Origin of the sequence: Halobacillus sp. Marseille-P3879 (assembly GCF_900240285.1) — a bacterium.
Taxonomy (GTDB): domain Bacteria; phylum Bacillota; class Bacilli; order Bacillales; family Halobacillaceae; genus Halobacillus_A.
The window spans coordinates 1,284,819-1,301,493 of the sequence record NZ_OESS01000002.1 but is presented as its reverse complement, the minus strand read 5'-3'; the positions used below and the strand labels follow the sequence as shown (position 1 = coordinate 1,301,493).

The window sequence follows — 16,675 nt, the reverse complement described above, 5'->3', positions numbered from 1 at the left end:
GAGCGGCATAGTATTTCTATGCAATCAGGGTGGTACCGCGAACAGACCTCGTCCCTATATATTTGGGGAGAGGTCTTTTTTGTTTGGGAAATTATAGCAAAGGAGAGCCAAACCATGGATATTTTGCAGGATTTAGAAAAAAGAGGACTGGTTAATCAAATTACCGATGAAGAGGGTCTTAGAAAACATTTAACGGAAAAGCAAGTAACTCTTTATTGTGGATTTGACCCTACGGGGGATAGTCTGCACATTGGTCATCTGCTGCCTGTACTACTTCTTAAAAGGTTTCAACAGGCTGGACACAGACCGATTGCGCTGGTCGGCGGAGGAACCGGAATGATCGGTGATCCGAGCGGACGTTCAACGGAGCGTCAGTTAAACTCTGCGGAGGTAGTCCATCATTACAGTGAGAAACTTAAGGACCAATTAGCAAAAATCTTAAATTTTGATGAAGGAGAAAATGCAGCGGTTGCCCGTAATAACCATGAGTGGTTATCAAAAATGACAATAATCGACTTCTTGCGTGATACAGGCAAGCATTTTGGGGTAAACTATATGCTGGCTAAAGACTCCGTTGAATCCCGCATTGAGAGCGGAATCAGTTTTACTGAATTTAGTTATATGATTCTTCAGTCCTTGGATTTTCAAAAGTTAAATGAAAAAGAAAACTGCACACTGCAGATTGGCGGAAGCGATCAGTGGGGGAACATTACAGCCGGATTAGAATTAATTCGCCGTTCAGCAGCCGGTGAAAAAGATGTGGAAGCTTATGGGTTGACTATGCCTCTCATTACAAAAGCGGATGGATCGAAATTTGGCAAAACAGCAGGAGGAGCTATTTGGCTGGATAGAGATAAGACGTCTCCCTATGAGTTTTACCAATTCTGGATCAATGCTGATGACCGCGATGTTGTTAAATTCCTCAAATACTTCACGTTTTTATCTCACGAGGAAATTGCAGAGCTGGAAAAAGAAGTGGAAAACCAGCCTGAAAAACGAGTGGCTCAAAAGCGACTTGCTGAAGAAATGACAAAGCTGGTTCATGATGAGGAAGCACTGAGACAGGCAGAAAGAATTTCTAAGGCCTTATTCAGTGGAGACATCAAGGAATTGACAGGCTCAGAAATTGAACAGGGATTTAAAGATGTGCCCGCATTTGATACCGATAAGAAAGATTCTTCGCTTATTGAACTACTTGTAGAGGCTAATATTTCTTCATCCAAACGACAGGCTAGAGAAGACATTAAGAATGGGGCTATTTATATTAATGGAGAAAGAAACCAGGATCTAAATCATTCCATCTCAGCAGAAGATCGGATTGAAGATCGTTTTACCATAATTCGCCGTGGGAAGAAAAAATATTTTCTAATTCGCTATAGTTCATAGTGGAGGGAGGCCCGTGTACATGTACACGGGGCTTTTTTACAGGCAAGGATTAACACTTATATTTAAGCTGAACTGAGTCAGAATATAAAGGCTCCACTTAAAACATGTGAGGAGGATATTAATAATGAAAAATAACAATATTCATTGGCTTCCGCTTGTCGCATCTGTAGGTATTGGTGCTGCAACTTACAGCATGATGACAGGTCAGTCCAATCAGCTGACAAGTGTTATTCAGAATGCTGCTAAAATGGCAGGCGGCATGCAGCAAAACTCACAATAAGCAGAGCTATGTATAAATGAAGACCCCCTTCAAAAGGGGCACTCCTTTGAGGGGGGTCTTCTTCAATACTTTTATTAACCAGGGAAGAGGTCAAAAACAATGAACACCCTTTGTACATAGAGCGTTTGTTAAAGAATAAGCTTCTCTTTTACCGCGACTCCATTCAAACCGTATTCTTCAAAAGTAATGAAGATCATCTCGGGATTATTACGCGAGAAGCACTTACCTTCATACTTATTCCTGGCCCTTTTACTCCATAAGTTTTTGAACGTTAACTTGCATTTCTTTTAACTGTTGAATGTCTTCAGCTTTTGCTTGGGCGTCAGTTAAAACCTTATCGATTTCTTTCCATCCTGCAATTCTTGCAAAGGACTGAACCCCGAATTTACTATGGTCAACAAGTAAATACACGCTATCTGCAACTTCAATAATTTTTTGTTTCAAATGCGCTTGTAATTCATTGGAATCGCTCAGGCCTCTTTTCAAGTGAATTCCCTGGCAGGAAAGAAAAGCCTTATCTACATGGTATTCATCCAGCGAGCGTTCAGCTAAGGGTCCGACAAATGATAAAGATCTAGAAGACAGCAACCCGCCGGTAGACACCACCTGGATATTTCCTTTATCACTAAGCTCAGCTGCTACTTTAATGGAATTTGTAAGAATGGTTAAAGGGATATCTGGTAATTCCTTAGCCATGTACCAGGCTGTAGAACTAGCGTCTAGAATAATGTTATCATTTTCTTCCACATAGTTTACTGCTTCTTTTGCTAATTTTCTTTTTGAATGGATGTTTTTAATTTCTCTTTCAAAATAGGGTGATTCTGTTTTTTCTTGTTTTAAAGATACAGCTCCGCCATGACTGCGTCTGAGTTTATTTGCTTTTTCCAATTGATCGAGGTCTCTTCGGATGGTTTCCTCAGTGACCCCGAATTGCCGGCTCAATTCAGAGACACGAATGCTTCCTTTTTCATCTACCATACGCAAGATCTGTTCATATCTTTCTGCAACAAGCACTTTTTTACCAACTTTCCTATTACTTGATAAGGTTTGTTCCATTACTTACTCCAATTTTAACACAAAAATCCATGTATGCTTTGTCCCAGAAGTCTTGCTCTTCTGGAAAATAGTATTGCATGCTTGTTGATTTTAAATTTAACAATCTTGCATCACCAAGTCCATTGAGCTTTCCGAGGGCAATGAATTGCATCACGATGTTGCCGATGGCGCTTGCTTCCGCAGGGCCGGCCCACACAGGTTTTCCAAGGGCATTAGAAGTAAACTGACAAAGCATTTCATTTTTGATCCCGCCGCCTACCATATGCAATCCATAGAAGGAGTTGCCGGACAAAATTTCAGCACGCTCAAACACATAGCGGTACTTCAGAGCAAGACTCTCCAAAATACAACGTACGATCTCTCCTTTAGTACCGGGCACTTTCTGTTCAGTTTGAGCGCAGTAATCTTGAATTTGTTTCGGCATGTTGGCAGGATTTAAAAACTGGATGTCATCCGGGTCGATAAAAGATTGAAACGAAGGGGATTTCTGAGCTTCTTGTAACAAGCTTTCATAGTCAGCATCTCCCTCAGTTTTCCACATACGGCGGCATTCTTCAAGAATCCAGAGACCCATAATGTTTTTTAAAAGCCTGAAGGTGTCCTGCACACCGCCTTCATTAGTAAAATTCCAGCGAAGTGCTTGCTCATCCATGACCGGGGTACTCACTTCTGTTCCCATAAGCGACCAGGTTCCGCAGCTTAAGTAGGCAAAGCTTTCATCCAAAGCGGGGACACCTGCGACAGCTGAAGCTGTATCATGCTCACCGACAGCTACTACCGGAATAGGAGGGACGTCCAGTTCTTTGCACACTTCCCGACTTAAATGTCCGATTACTGTACCTGGCTTCACTACTTCCTGGAATAGGTGAGCAGGGAGTTCCAAAACGTCAAGCAGTTCATGATCCCATTCTTGTGTCTTAGGGTTAAATAGCTGGGTCGTAGTAGCGTTTGTAAATTCACTTTTTTTCTCACCGGTGAGAAAATAGCGGAGCAAATCAGGAATCATCAGCAGGTCTTCAGCCTGCTCTAGAACAGAGGAACGGTCTCTTTTCATAGCAGCGAGCTGGTAAATGGTGTTAAATGGGAGAAACTGAATCCCTGTCTTCTGAAAAATTTTCTCCCGGCTAAGGGTATGTTCATGAATCTCTTCCATTAGGCCGTCCGTGTGATGGTCGCGATAGTGGTAAGGAGCTCTAAGCAGCTCGCCGTCTGCTCCCAAAAGTCCAAAATCAACCGCCCAGGTATCAATTGCTAGTGCCTCAAGTGGACGACCTGTCTGTTTTGCTTTTATAATACCTTGTTTGATTTCATGGTAGAGCCGTAAAATATCCCAGTGTAACCGGTTTCCAACTTGGACAGGTTCGTTGTTGAAACGATGCACTTCCTGTATATTAAGAGTTTTCTCGTTTAAATCCGCCAGAAGCGCCCGGCCGCTTCCTGCACCGAAGTCAAACGCTAAGACACTCACCAGCTTGCACCGCCTTTACCGCGGGCTAAGATTTTCTCCCCATAACCACTTTCTCTGTAAGCCTTCATTGGATCAACTGGTACGCCCATTTCTTCTCTTACTGCCTGCAATAAAGGTGTCACATCACATTCATATGCTTCTCTTACGGTCTGCTCGGCTGCCAAAACATCTTGGTTCTTCTGGGCTTCCCGCAATTCTTCCAAGTTTATGAGGCAGGCTTTCGCATAAAGAGACTGCACATTTAAAATGGAACGGATCATGGCTGGGATTTTTGGTTCGATGTTGTGGCACTGATCGAGCATATAGGCGATGTTGGCAGCATTCTTGGAGGCCTTCACATCTGTTCCATCTTCTGCAGAGATGATCTGATGAAGGATTAGGAAAATCTCATAAGGGTTATGCGCTGCAACAATCAAGTCGTCGTCGGCATATTTGCGACTGTTAAAGTGGAAGCCACCCAGTCTGTTCTCGTCTAATAAATAAGCAACAATGTGCTCGATGTTAGTGGCCTGTGGGTGGTGTCCGGTATCTACAAGTACTTCTGCTTGTGGTCCCAGCTTCATAGCCATATTGTAAGCCATACCCCAATCCGGAAGGTCTGTGTGGTAAAAGGCAGGTTCAAAGAACTTATACTCAATCAGCATGCGCATATGATCATCTAAAGACCCGTACATTTCCTGCAGGCATTCTTCCATCCAGTGTTTTCTTTGTCTAAAATCCGCTTGTCCCGGATAGTTGGTCCCATCAGCGAACCAGAGGCTTACAATATCGGAATCTACTTCTTTCGCAATATCCACGCACTCTAATAAATGATCTGTTGCTTTTCGGCGGATGGAGGGATTCGTATTGGTAACACTGCCAAATTTGTAGTCATCATCCTGGAATAAGTTAGGGTTTACTGCTCCTACCGACAAGCCCAGACTGCTTGCGTGGTTTTTTAATTTAGAATAATCATCTACTTTATCCCATGGTATATGAATCGCAACTGACGGGCTCATCCCTGTGTAGCGGTGAACTTGTGCTGCATCTTCAAATTTTTCGAATGGATCACGAGGTATACCTTCCTGCTGAAACACTTTAAAGCGGGTGCCTGAATCGCCAAATCCCCATGAAGGCGTTTCCACTTTTAGTTGTTTTAATTTGTCTTTTACGTTGTTTAAATTGATTCCTCGCTGGTTTTGTTGCTCTTCAAAGAGGGTGTAATGTTTATCGCTCATTGGTTCACAGCCTTTCATATATATTTTTTACAAAGGGAATGCCATGGTACTCATTAAAGCCAGCGCAGGCTGAGTAGAATCCAACCTGCTGTATTGTACGATAATTGGAACATCACTTTGTACTTCAATTGCATAAGGGACACCAGCCGGGATTGTTTTCCCGTCTTTCTCTAAGCTGCTCGTACGAATATGACTGGTGCGCTTGCTTCTTACTGCTGTTTCTATTTCTTCAATTGGGTCTCTGTCTTCAAAATAAATGTTAACGTGAAGATGAGCATCACTGTCATTAGCGTTTAATACACAAATCGATTCGTGGCTCGTCTGTTCCCCTGTGCTTTGAGGGGGGATAAACCCATCGGGAATGATCCAATGGGTTTTTCTGTTATTATCTGCTTGCATATTTTTCTCTCCCCTCTAAATGGTTAGCGGACGAATGCGGCTGGAACACCGCCGTCAACGGTTACCATGCTGCCTGTTGTTTTGTTTGATTTAGAAGAAGCAAAGAAAGCGATCACTTCTGCAATATCTTTTGGATAAATATTAACTTTTAGTGTCGTCCGCTGGCGGTAATGTTCATCTAATTCATCTGGGTGGATACCATACGCAGCAGCTCTTTCTTCTTTCCAGGAAGAAGACCAAATTTTGGATCCTTGCAGGACGGCATCTGGAAGCACAGAGTTTACTCGAATGCCATGCTCTCCGCCTTCAGCTGCAATGCACCGTGCTAAGTGGGCCTCAAGCGCTTTAACAGAACTATAGGCTGATGCGTTTTTACCTGCGTAAACGGAATTTTTAGACCCAACAAATACCATGCTTCCTCCAGTACCTTGTTCTTTCATTTGTTTGAAAGCTTCACGAGCGACAAGGAAATAACCAGTGCCAAGAACGTTCATATTTAAATTCCACTCTTTTAATGTTGTTTCTTCAAGAGGGCTGGAAGTAGCTAGTCCTGCGTTATTAACGATAATATCAACGCCGCCGTATTGAAGAGCTGCTTGCTGATAGGAGGATTGTACTTGCTCTTCTGCAGTTACGTCCATCTTTACCGCGAATGCACGGCCGGTACCATGTTTATTATTAAGTTCTTCAGCAGTTTTTTGTGCTCCTTCTTCATTTAAATCAGCAAGAACCACGTGCGCTCCCTGTGCGATTAATTCTTCTGCTGCCGCATTCCCGATCCCTCCGGCTCCACCAGTAATGAATGCAACCTGACGGGAGAGTTCCGCTTCGGCCGGTGCTAAGGATAATTTATAAAGCTCAAGCGGCCAGTATTCAATGTTGTAGCTCTCGTTTTCGTTCAAAGAGACAAACTCGCCAAGAGCAGTGCTTCCTTTCATTACAGCGATCGCACGGTGATACAAGTCGCCGCTTACATTTGCCATTTTCAGGTTTTTACCGGAATTAATCATTCCAATACCAGGGATCAAGATTACTCTTGGAGCCGCTTCGAACATTTCGTCGCCTTCATTTTTATTACGTTCGAAATACTGCTTATATTCTTCTTTAAAAGCGGATACGCCGTCTCTTATTTTTTGAGCTAATTGATCGGTATCGTCGTTTTGTGGATCCCAATCAATGTAGAGCGGTACTCGTTTTGTATGGACAAGGTGATCAGGGCAGGCTGCACCTACCTGAGAAAGTTCTTCAGCATTTTTGCTGTTTACAAACTCGAGTACTTCCTCGTCGTCAGAGTAGGTTAAAATCATTTTTTTCTCATCACTGACAGCCCCGCGTAAAATCGGCATCACCTTTGCCAATGTCTGTTTGCGCTTCTGAGCTGGCAGTTCTTCGTATTTAGATCCGCCAAAAATAGATGGGTTTTCGATCATTTGAGCAACATAATTCTCTGCTTCTTGAATGACCTCAATTGTACGGTCGTAGCTTTCTTTTGATGTCTCTCCCCAGGTAACAAGCCCATGTTTTTCCATAAGAACAAGTTCAGCTTGAGGGTTATTCTGTAAACCTTCTGCAATCATTTTGGAAAGGGAAAAACCAGGGCGGACATACGGTACCCATACAAAACGATCTCCAAAAATTTCTTTTGCTGTTTCATATCCGTTATCAGCACAGCAAAGGCTGATAATGGCATCCGGATGCGTGTGGTCGACATGTTTAAAAGGTAGAAACGCATGCAAAAGTGTTTCAATAGAGGAACGAGGGTGCTTGCTGTCAATCATGCAGTGGGATAGATACTCAACCATTTCTTCGTCACTCATTTCCTCACGCTCGAGCAGGGGACGAATGTCTTCCATTTTCAATCCTGTAAAATGCTTTGCTTCCATTGTAGCAAGGTCTGAACCGCTGCCTTTAACCCACATAACCTCTATGTCACGACCACGAAAATCTTTTTCTGTAGTTTTCATAGAAGTGTTTCCGCCGCCAAAGTTACATACAGAACGATCAGACCCTAACAAGTTAGAACGGTAAACCAGTTCATCCAATCCTGTTTGCAACTGTTGTGCATCCTTATCATTCCATTTGTTCTTAACAGTATCATATGCTTGTATCATTTCTTACCTCCGATTTTAAATTTTTGTTTTTCCTAAAAATAATCATAACAGATGTTGTTTTGTTTTTGAATACTTTTATTTTAAAAAATGTTAGCGGATTCATAGTTTCGTATATATTAGTTAGACCATATTAATTTAGTTATGGTTTGATTTTTTTGATTTCAATTCCTAAACTAGCTTATAAAAATCGTGCAAAAACAAAAATAACGAATTAATCTAATAAAGTTATAGTTGACGTTATGTAAGAAAGCCCTTACAATGTAAAATGCAAAAACAAACAAAAGTTATAACAAACAAAAACAAAACAATAGCACTTATCCAGACAATAAGGTGCTATTTCGTTTTTGTTTGAATCGACAGAATTTTATGAAAGGGTGAAAAATTTGAAGAAAGTAGAGAAAGGAAGTTTAGCAGCTACGCTGTCCGTTTCTATGTCCAACTATTTAGAAGCCGGGTCTATCGTAGCTGGGGCTGCGGGGTTAACCTTATGGGTGCAGTACCTTGGTTTAACTGATACTACAGTTGGACTGCTCGGTGCACTGAGTGCTAATGGTTTTGGCGCTGCCGTAGGGGCATTAATAAGTGGATTTCTAGTTGACCGTTATGGAAGAAAATTTATCTACAAATACAATTTATTAGTGTACATGTTCGGGATATTATTAATTACTTGTTCTGTTAATTTTCCAATGCTTTTAATAGGTTACATTATTACTGGGATATCAGTCGGAGCCGGCATTCCACCTTCTTGGACCTATATCGCAGAAGAAGCTCCTAAAAATGAACGGGCCGCTCGTGTAGGCTGGGGGCAGTTCGCCTGGTCAATGGGACCGGCTGTCGTATTATTACTTTCTGTAGCCTTGGCACCTTTAGGGCTGTTAGGAAGCCGAATTATTTTCTTCCAGCTCTTTTTAGTCGCGTTCTTTACATGGTTATTTCAAAGAAAAATTGATGAGTCTTCGATTTGGGAAGAACAAAAGAAAAAAGAAAAAGCCACAAATCAAGATGGCATTTTCAACAAAGAAAACCTAAAAGAATTGTTTACAAACCGAGCAAATCTGCGTGCGATTACACTTCTTGTAGGGGTTTATGCATTTTGGAATATGGTAGCCGGCGTTATGGGTTACTTTATGCCTTACATTTATGAAACAGTTGGTGGTTTGACTTCTGCTCAAGCCAATCTTTTGCAAGCGTTTTTATGGATATTGACGGTTCTATCTACGTATTTTGTTTTCATTAAATTTGGCGATAAAGTTAATCGTAAGATGATCTTCAGCGTAGGCGCTGGAATGGGGATTGTCGCGTGGATTATTTTATCCTTTGGCGGTATGGGAACCTTTGAACTGCTTGCTTTTGTTATTTTATGGGGACTTGCAGCAGGGTTTGGTGCTCAAGCCTTTTATGGCCTTTGGTCAGCAGAACTATTCCATACCAAGTATCGAGCCGCTGCCCAGGGATTTCTTTTCTGCACAGCACGTGTGCTTGTCGGATTGATCTCGCTTATCATTCCAATTATGATCACAACGCTTGGTTTCCAAGCAGCAGGAGCTGTTATGATTGGTCTCCTCATTATTCATATGATCGTAGGACTGGTTCTAGCCCCAGAAACACGTGGAAAATCTTTGGAAGAAATTCAAGCAGAGCGATATGGCACACAAGAAGATCCTTCTCTTATAAAAAAAGAGGCAGTTAAATAACTTGGGATATTCCTCAGGGAGGTCTTTTCTATAAAAAGACCTCCCTTTATATTCTAGCTAGAAAAGTTAAATTAACATCGTTGATTGAAGATGGGGAGGTGTTTGGAGAAAAAATTTTATATTACTGTACTTCCGTCTGTATTATCGGTTGAAATCGAATTACTTTGTATTAATCCAAGCTTATACAAATAACAAACTTTTAGTTCTAAACTTTTTCGTGATGAAAGTTATGAAGTATATAAATTGTATTTCGTTTTGGTACGTTTTTTAATACTTTCATGGCGATATCTCCAATGCGAGTCTTCCGTATAAAGTACAGTTTTGGACACTAATTTCACATATGGATTGTAGTGTTCAACACCATAATTTATCTGCTTTATCTCGAAACTGAGTCTTCCAGTATAGGGCAGGTTAGTGGAAGACTCAGTTTCGAGATAATGATTGTTTTTTGAAACTATATCATTACTGTTTCGTAGATTAATTAAGGTACTACAATGATGGGAGGTGATAATCTGCATTCTGAAAATACTATTATAAATCACTTTGAAGCATATAAAGAATCATTATTTCAAGAAATAATTACACTTAATTCTTTTCTTAAACTATACGTACATATAAGAAAAAGAAGAAATGATCGTTTAGAAATATTGAATAAGTCACCTGCTTTTTTCCAGCTTGTCCAAGAATCATTATTATCCAGTGTTATTATAGGCATAGCTAAAATCTATGAGAAAAGAAACCGAAAAGGAAGAACTATCTTTAATTTCCTAAATTTCATTAGGGCAAATTACAAAGTTATTTTCAATAAACCAGCTAAAGAAAAGATTAAAACATCAGACGGAATAACAGAACAACTATTTGAATATCAATTGGTACAATTATCAGACCAAGAACCTTTATTGAATAGAGTATTTGCTTGGAGAGATGGAAGTTTTGCTCATGCAGATAAAAAATACTTCGATGATCGCAATATTTTAGGGGAAGAATTTCCAATAACAATAAGGGATTTAAGATTTCTTATTGAGTTAGTGGCAGAAATTTTAAATAAATATGAAGGAGCTTACAATAATTCTTATCAATCAATTACTGCCACAAATGTTACAGACATAGATAATATTTTAGATTGGTTATACAAAGTAGAACCGTATAAGAGCGATATAAACAAGATGGTGAGAGAGCAGACGCAGAATAGAAATTAGCTGCAATTCTTATTAAGCTAACGGGGGCTTTTCTGCAATAGTAAAAAAACAAAGGGGGGGGATATATTTGGCCGCTAATGATAATAATTTCTTGTTTATAAACACCAATCCACTAAAATTAAGTGATTTGGTGTTTTAAAGCTTCACCGATAATTTTTATTCCACGTTCCATTTCTTCCAAAGAAGAACTAGTAAAGGAAAACCTAGCGTATTGATTAGGGTAAGAACTATAAACAAAACCAGGGTTTATAAGAACGCCCCTTTCTACTAGAGAAGAGAATAACTTTCGAACATTTACGTCTTCTGAAAACAACACCCAAATAAACATACCTCCTTTTGGAATCTCCCAAGAAGCATAATCTCCAATATTCTTTTCAAGTAGGTCTACCATCATATCTCTTCTGTAGCGTAATTTCTCTCTTAAAGATACTAAATGCTGATCATACCCTCCAGTTTCAAGGAAATCGTAGACAGCAAGTTGCGGCAGGAAGCTAGTTCCATAATCTAGCTGCATCCTTAAATCACTTAATTTTTCAATTACATCGGCAGGTCCCGAAATCCAGCCAATTCTTAAAGTCGGAGCCATCGTTTTGGAAAAACTGCCAATTAAGAGTGTATGACCACTGTTATCAAGAGATGCGATGGGAGGGAGTGGCTTTTGATCAATCCATAGATCTCGAAAGATATCATCCTCTATGATGGGCATTTTGAATTCATTAGAGAGCTCAACTAACTCTTCCCGATTATTAAGATCCATAGTTATAGTCGTAGGATTTTGAAACGAGGGGTTTATATATAAAACAGATGAATTTTGGCTCCTATATAAATCTTCACGTAAATGATTTGTATTAAGAGTTTGCTTTCTAAATGGAATACTCTTCAATCTCATCCCTGACGTTCTAAAGATATGTAACGAATGTATATAAGAAATGTATGGAGCGTAAACTGTTGATCCCTGTTGTAACAATCCTAGCGTAATTAACTGTAGAGCCTGAAGAGCCCCGGAAACGGGTAAGATCGTATTCGGAGAAGAAGAGATCCCTCGCTCATTTAAGTAAGTAGATATAGCCTGTCGAAATCTATAGTCTCCTGTTCCATTGTTATATCCATATTGATCATAAGTATTTTCCAGGGAGCGAAGAGATTTATTAAACGCTGCCTTGGGAAAAAGCTCTTGATGAAGCTCTCCTTTTCCTAATTGTATGAGTGAATTGTCTAATTCTAGGTTGTTTATTCTCCTAACGATATCGTAATTCGTTGGATGAACGCTGTACTTGGAGAAATCGTTCCAATTCATTAAGTTTTTCGATAAGTTGGACGAAAAATTACTGGAAATATAAGTTCCACTCCCAGTGGTTGATTCAATGATCCCTTTGCCTTTAAGAGTATCTAAAGCGTGAATAACAGTACTTCTATTTACATCAAATACGTCTGCCAGCTCCCGTTGAGTAGGGAGTTTTCTTCCAGCTGACCATTCACCTGCCTCTACTTTCCTCTCAATCAAGGCCACAATATCTCTATAAGAATTCATTAATTTGTTCTCAATCTTTTTATCTTTCATTTTCATTCATCCTCTTGCTGAAATTGGTTGGTCTCTTTTAAAAGGAAATGGTTGATTCCAATTCTTAGTAATTACTCTAACATAAGAACCACTAAGACCTATAAGGAAAGGAAGGCAAAACAAATTTGGCCAATCCTCTCTTTATTTTTTGTAAAGGAAGTGTGGATTTATGTATATTAGAGTTTTACTGGCGTACGCGATCGCAATCATTTTATGGGCTTCTGCTTTTCCAACCATTAGAGTCGGATTAGATTCTTTTCAACCATTACATCTGTCTATGTTGCGGCTGCTAATTGGATCAATAGGATTGTTGATTTTTGCATTAGCCACAAGAATGAGGCTACCAGACACGAAGGACATCCTGCCCATCCTGGTCCTTGGATTTTTAGGGTTCTCTGTTTATCATACTTTTTTAAGTATAGGGGAAGAAACCGTGGATGCTGGTACGGCGAGTTTGGTTGTTTCAACGACCCCACTGTTTTCTGCCTTACTTGCAAGATTTTTTCTAAAAGAGTACTTTGGTAAATATGGATGGATCGGCTCAGTTATAGCATTTTTTGGAGTTTCACTTATAACGTTTGGGTCAACTGGAGAATTCAAATTTGAATGGGGAGTACTGATCATTTTGACTGCAGCTCTGGGTGAGAGTTTTTATTTTGTGCTGCAATCGAATTATTTAAAAAAATATGGTTTCTTGCCATTTACTACTTATACCATTTGGGCCGGAACGTTATGTATGTTGTTCTTTTCCCCCGGAATTACCGGAGCCATTCAGGATGCTTCAATGGAAAGCTTAATGACCGTTATTTATCTAGGTCTGTTACCGACAGTTATTCCTTATTTCGCAATTGCCTATGCAACAGCAAAGCAAGGGGCTTCTGAAGCAACAAGTGCTTTATACCTCACACCTGCATTAGCTATAGTAATTTCGTGGATTTGGATTGGAGAGATTCCTACACTTTTATCCATAGTTGGAGGTATTATTGTTTTAATTGGTGTATCACTTTCTACTATATTTACGATAAAAGAAAAAGAGGTTGAAAAAGGTACGTCTTATGCTAAACAGGTAAGTAAGCCAGCAAACTATTGAAGTTATAGAAAAGGATTTAGAAATCGAATTAAAACTTTAATAATCAAATATTATCTTGAAACCGAGTCTTAAAGAAAAGACCAGCTATAAAATGTCAAGTAACCAGGTAGAAGCTTTTTAACGCTCACTTAAATAAAATTTTGCATACCAAATAAACCTCACTCGTGTAATTATTAAAACTGCAAAAAGTGGTTTATCATCATTGGTTTGAGGGCGAGTTACATAGGGCTTTTGATCTCTTAAAATGGCAAATATAATGTGTGTCAATTTACGAGCTACGGCCCCTACCGCAGTACCGTGAGCTTTCCCACGTTCTCGTAGCTTTTGATAATAAAGGGATAGGGCAGGATCCTTAAAGCTAGCCACGAAAGCTGCTTGCCATATAGCACGTCTAAGGTAAGGGGAACCTCTTTTGGAAAGCTTCGTTTTAGATCCATTAAACTCACCGGATTGGTGCACGGAAGCATCCAGGCCTGCAAAGGCAACTAATTGTTTTGGATGTTCGAAACGGTCAATGGAACCAACTTCACCTAAAATGACTGCCGCCGTGACATCATTTACACCTGTTATGGTTGTTAAATAATGATGTTGTCGGTCCGAGAGCTCCTTTAATTCTTTTTCTATTTGAGCCAATTGTTTTTCAAATAGAGCTATTTGTTCTAGGAGAAGATGGATTTGCATTTTAAATGCCTCTGTACCTATGGAAATACCGAAGGTATTTTGGGCACTTTCTTTCAATTGTTCAGCTTTCCAACGAGCTCTTGTAATCCCGTACCGTCCTTTACTGACACGATAAAGGACATCGGCTAGTTTGTCTGTATCGATGTCCAAGAGGTCTTCGGGTAGTGTAAAGTTTAAAAGAATTTCTGTCGAAGATAGTCCAAATACATCAGAAAACACTTGTTCATATTCAGGGAAAACCTGATCTAGTAAAGCAATGATTTTACGCTTAACGTCTGAACTTTGGTCTACCAATGCATAACGCAGCCTCTCGAGGTGTCTAAGTTGAAGGAGGTCTTCTTGAACGAATGGAGTCGCTTCTGGAGAGTCAATGCGAATCACTTGAGCAATTAAGTACGCGTCTTTAATATCTGTTTTGGTTTTTCGAATATAATACGGAGTGCGTCCGATTGCATAGGGTTGAAAGATGTCACTTTGTATCCAAGTTGATGAAGGAAAGAAAAGAGAGATAACCAATAGTGACCCGTAGCTTCCATCCCACAAGCACAATTTTCAGGTGTTACCTGGTGTTGGTTTAAGAATGTCAGAAGCTTTTCACTACCCTTTTTGGAATTAGCAAAACGAATGGTTTTTCCAATAGGGTTCCCACTTTCATTGATTAATCCAGCTTCATGATGACGTTTTCCAATATCAATACCAAGATAAATCATAAACGATACCACCCACATAATATTAATCAGATGAAAGGAAACCTCTTACCTTTATAGATACTCAACCTCGTTCGATATGCGGCAACTATGTACCATCCAGCTTATACGAATAGTTCTATAAAGAAAGAGGTGTCAGTCTATAGCACGAAGACAATGCTTCAAGGGGGCAGAGCGACAACCTCAATCTGATTTAACCCCATTATACCTTCAGCTAAAGGTATGATGGATTTAAAACCAGAAAAATCTGGTTAATAATAATATACGAGGGGGCGTTAATGAAAAAATCTAATCATTGGTATTCCTGTTTTTGTATATGAAGTCATATCGTTATATGAATATTTTTTTGGAACGATATGGGACTGAGATAATTCCTATTATAAGGTTATATCTTATGAACTTCATAACCTTTTCCAGAAAATAAGGCGATTTTGGCGGGGGTGTTATAAAGCTCTTTAGGCAGCATGCCTGCATGGACAGGTGTTTTCTTTTCTTCTAATAAGGGGGAGGAAATGTTTATGAGGAGGGCAATGTCGGAAGGAGAAGGAAGGGTTTCTTGCATACGTTTTTAAAGTAATCGCTTTTGTTATAGTCATGTAGTGTGAAAAGGTGAGAAGAAGATAATGAATTCACATCAAAAAGCTGCGGCGATTTTACAACCGTTGCAGCTTAATAACGTATAACACGATCCTGGATTTCCTTTACTAGTTATCATATCCCCGAAAGACTCTGGATATTTCAAGACTATAATTCCCTTTAACTGAAGATTTTTATTTGCTTTTCAGTGATCCCTCTAATTAATTTCAGTTCACTAATCAAAAATTCATGTGCGGTATCAAACATTTTTTTTTCGCTTGTGTTCAGTGCTTTGTTTTTCTTCATACGTTTTAAATCACGTACAACTTCAGCACTTTCTAGTATGTTACCTGTTTTTATTTTGTCTGTGTTCACTTTAAATCTTTGTTTCCACGACAGTACTCTATCTGTTTCTACATCCTGAAAAATATGGATAATGTGTTTTAATGCCTTTATGTCAGTAATTGGACGTATACTTGAACTCAATATTTTCCCCGTAGGAATCATCACTTGCATATTACTGATTACCATTTTTATGACATAATACTCTTGTTTTTTTCCTGAGATTTCCTTTTCTTCTATGGCTTTAATGATACCTACTCCGTGCACTGGATAAACAATGTTATCGCCAACTTGAAACAAAAAATCCACCTCCGTATGTGTCTACCTTATTAAGCTTAACACACATAATGTTTTTAACAAAATTTTAATGATAACATAATGAAGTAATAACAATCAATTATTTTTCTTGAAATTAGAACTCATACACACTTGTAATCTTGTCGGGAAACAGTGGTTTCAGGAAACTATACATTTAACTATTGGTTGCTGATCAGTCTGTATTCTTTAAAGTCATAACGAACTAAAGGGAGACGATCGCTTTTTTACTAAAGTGGCAGTTTACTTAAATAGCTAAGGAAGGAGTAGATAAGATTAATCATTTTGCAGAATTCCATTTCTAGCGTGATACTTATTAGCTCCACTTTCTATTTACGGCATCTAGAAAAAACTAAAACACAACATAAACTTTCAACTTTTGAATGTACGTAATCATACAAATAGTATATATTTCATTTGCCCTGAGTTTATTGATTTTTATATTTGGGGCAGCGGCCTTACTCTGTTGTTAGATGAAAACGGCAATGTAATCGTAAATAAAGACATCTAAAAGTTGTCTCCACTAAAGCCCCTGTTCCTAATTAAAGGAACCTTAAACTATTATATATATTCAAAATGGGGATCTAAATAAA

12 protein-coding genes, 1 pseudogene and 1 other annotated feature (1 of these 14 running past the window's edge) are annotated in these 16,675 nt (G+C 39.3%); of the genes and pseudogenes, 5 read left to right on the top strand and 8 right to left on the bottom strand.

What is annotated here, in order from left to right; all coding sequences use genetic code 11:
• Window positions 1-59, top strand: a binding site (T-box leader); it begins 151 nt to the left of the window's first position.
• A gap of 55 nt (window positions 60-114) precedes the next feature.
• On the top strand, window positions 115-1,386 hold the full coding sequence (gene tyrS, locus C1A12_RS14465) for a tyrosine--tRNA ligase (protein WP_101844734.1): 1,272 nt from the start codon (window positions 115-117) through the stop codon (window positions 1,384-1,386).
• 124 nt (window positions 1,387-1,510) lie between these two features.
• On the top strand, window positions 1,511-1,666 hold the full coding sequence (locus C1A12_RS21250) for a hypothetical protein (protein WP_200816593.1): 156 nt from the start codon (window positions 1,511-1,513) through the stop codon (window positions 1,664-1,666).
• Between the two features lie 249 nt (window positions 1,667-1,915).
• Here the strand turns inward: C1A12_RS21250 and C1A12_RS14460 are convergent, their stop codons facing one another.
• Genes C1A12_RS14460 through C1A12_RS14440 form a run of 5 tightly spaced genes read right to left on the bottom strand, consistent with a single transcriptional unit; the run spans window position 1,916 to window position 7,917 of the window.
• Window positions 1,916-2,680 carry a DeoR/GlpR family DNA-binding transcription regulator gene (locus C1A12_RS14460; protein WP_101844949.1) on the bottom strand — a complete coding sequence of 255 codons (765 nt, stop codon included), beginning with the start codon at window positions 2,678-2,680 and terminating at the stop codon, window positions 1,916-1,918.
• A 19-nt stretch (window positions 2,681-2,699) separates the two neighbouring features.
• Window positions 2,700-4,190: a rhamnulokinase gene (rhaB, locus tag C1A12_RS14455; RefSeq protein WP_101844732.1), complete on the bottom strand. Its 1,491-nt coding sequence runs from the start codon at window positions 4,188-4,190 to the stop codon at window positions 2,700-2,702.
• Window positions 4,187-5,407 (bottom strand): L-rhamnose isomerase, encoded by a 1,221-nt coding sequence (rhaI, locus tag C1A12_RS14450; RefSeq protein ID WP_101844730.1) that lies wholly within the window; start codon window positions 5,405-5,407, stop codon window positions 4,187-4,189. Before rhaI ends, rhaB begins: the two co-directional genes overlap by 4 nt.
• A 27-nt stretch (window positions 5,408-5,434) precedes the next feature.
• Window positions 5,435-5,806 (bottom strand): sensory rhodopsin transducer, encoded by a 372-nt coding sequence (locus C1A12_RS14445; protein ID WP_101844728.1) that lies wholly within the window; start codon window positions 5,804-5,806, stop codon window positions 5,435-5,437.
• Window positions 5,807-5,829: 23 nt separating this feature from the next.
• Complete coding sequence (locus C1A12_RS14440; RefSeq protein ID WP_101844726.1) at window positions 5,830-7,917, bottom strand: bifunctional aldolase/short-chain dehydrogenase; 2,088 nt, start codon at window positions 7,915-7,917, stop codon at window positions 5,830-5,832.
• A 431-nt stretch (window positions 7,918-8,348) separates the two neighbouring features.
• Between C1A12_RS14440 and C1A12_RS14435 the strand changes: the two genes are divergently transcribed.
• Both C1A12_RS14435 and C1A12_RS14430 read left to right on the top strand, forming a co-directional pair.
• Complete coding sequence (locus tag C1A12_RS14435; RefSeq protein WP_101844947.1) at window positions 8,349-9,611, top strand: MFS transporter; 1,263 nt, start codon at window positions 8,349-8,351, stop codon at window positions 9,609-9,611.
• Window positions 9,612-10,105: 494 nt separating this feature from the next.
• A complete protein-coding gene (locus C1A12_RS14430; RefSeq protein ID WP_145997054.1) occupies window positions 10,106-10,810 on the top strand; it encodes a hypothetical protein in 705 nt (234 codons plus the stop codon).
• A gap of 118 nt (window positions 10,811-10,928) precedes the next feature.
• Here C1A12_RS14430 and C1A12_RS14425 read toward each other — a convergent pair whose 3' ends face one another.
• Window positions 10,929-12,371, bottom strand: a complete 1,443-nt coding sequence (locus tag C1A12_RS14425; protein ID WP_159462197.1) for a PLP-dependent aminotransferase family protein — start codon at window positions 12,369-12,371, stop codon at window positions 10,929-10,931.
• 169 nt (window positions 12,372-12,540) lie between these two features.
• Here C1A12_RS14425 and C1A12_RS14420 point away from each other — a divergent pair, with 169 nt between their 5' ends.
• Window positions 12,541-13,461 (top strand): DMT family transporter, encoded by a 921-nt coding sequence (locus C1A12_RS14420; RefSeq protein ID WP_101844710.1) that lies wholly within the window; start codon window positions 12,541-12,543, stop codon window positions 13,459-13,461.
• A gap of 117 nt (window positions 13,462-13,578) precedes the next feature.
• Here the strand turns inward: C1A12_RS14420 and C1A12_RS14415 are convergent.
• Window positions 13,579-14,852: pseudogene (locus tag C1A12_RS14415) on the bottom strand (IS110 family transposase).
• Between the two features lie 753 nt (window positions 14,853-15,605).
• Window positions 15,606-16,067, bottom strand: a complete 462-nt coding sequence (locus C1A12_RS14410) for a CarD family transcriptional regulator (RefSeq protein ID WP_145997053.1) — start codon at window positions 16,065-16,067, stop codon at window positions 15,606-15,608.
• Window positions 16,068-16,675 lie beyond the last annotated feature (608 nt).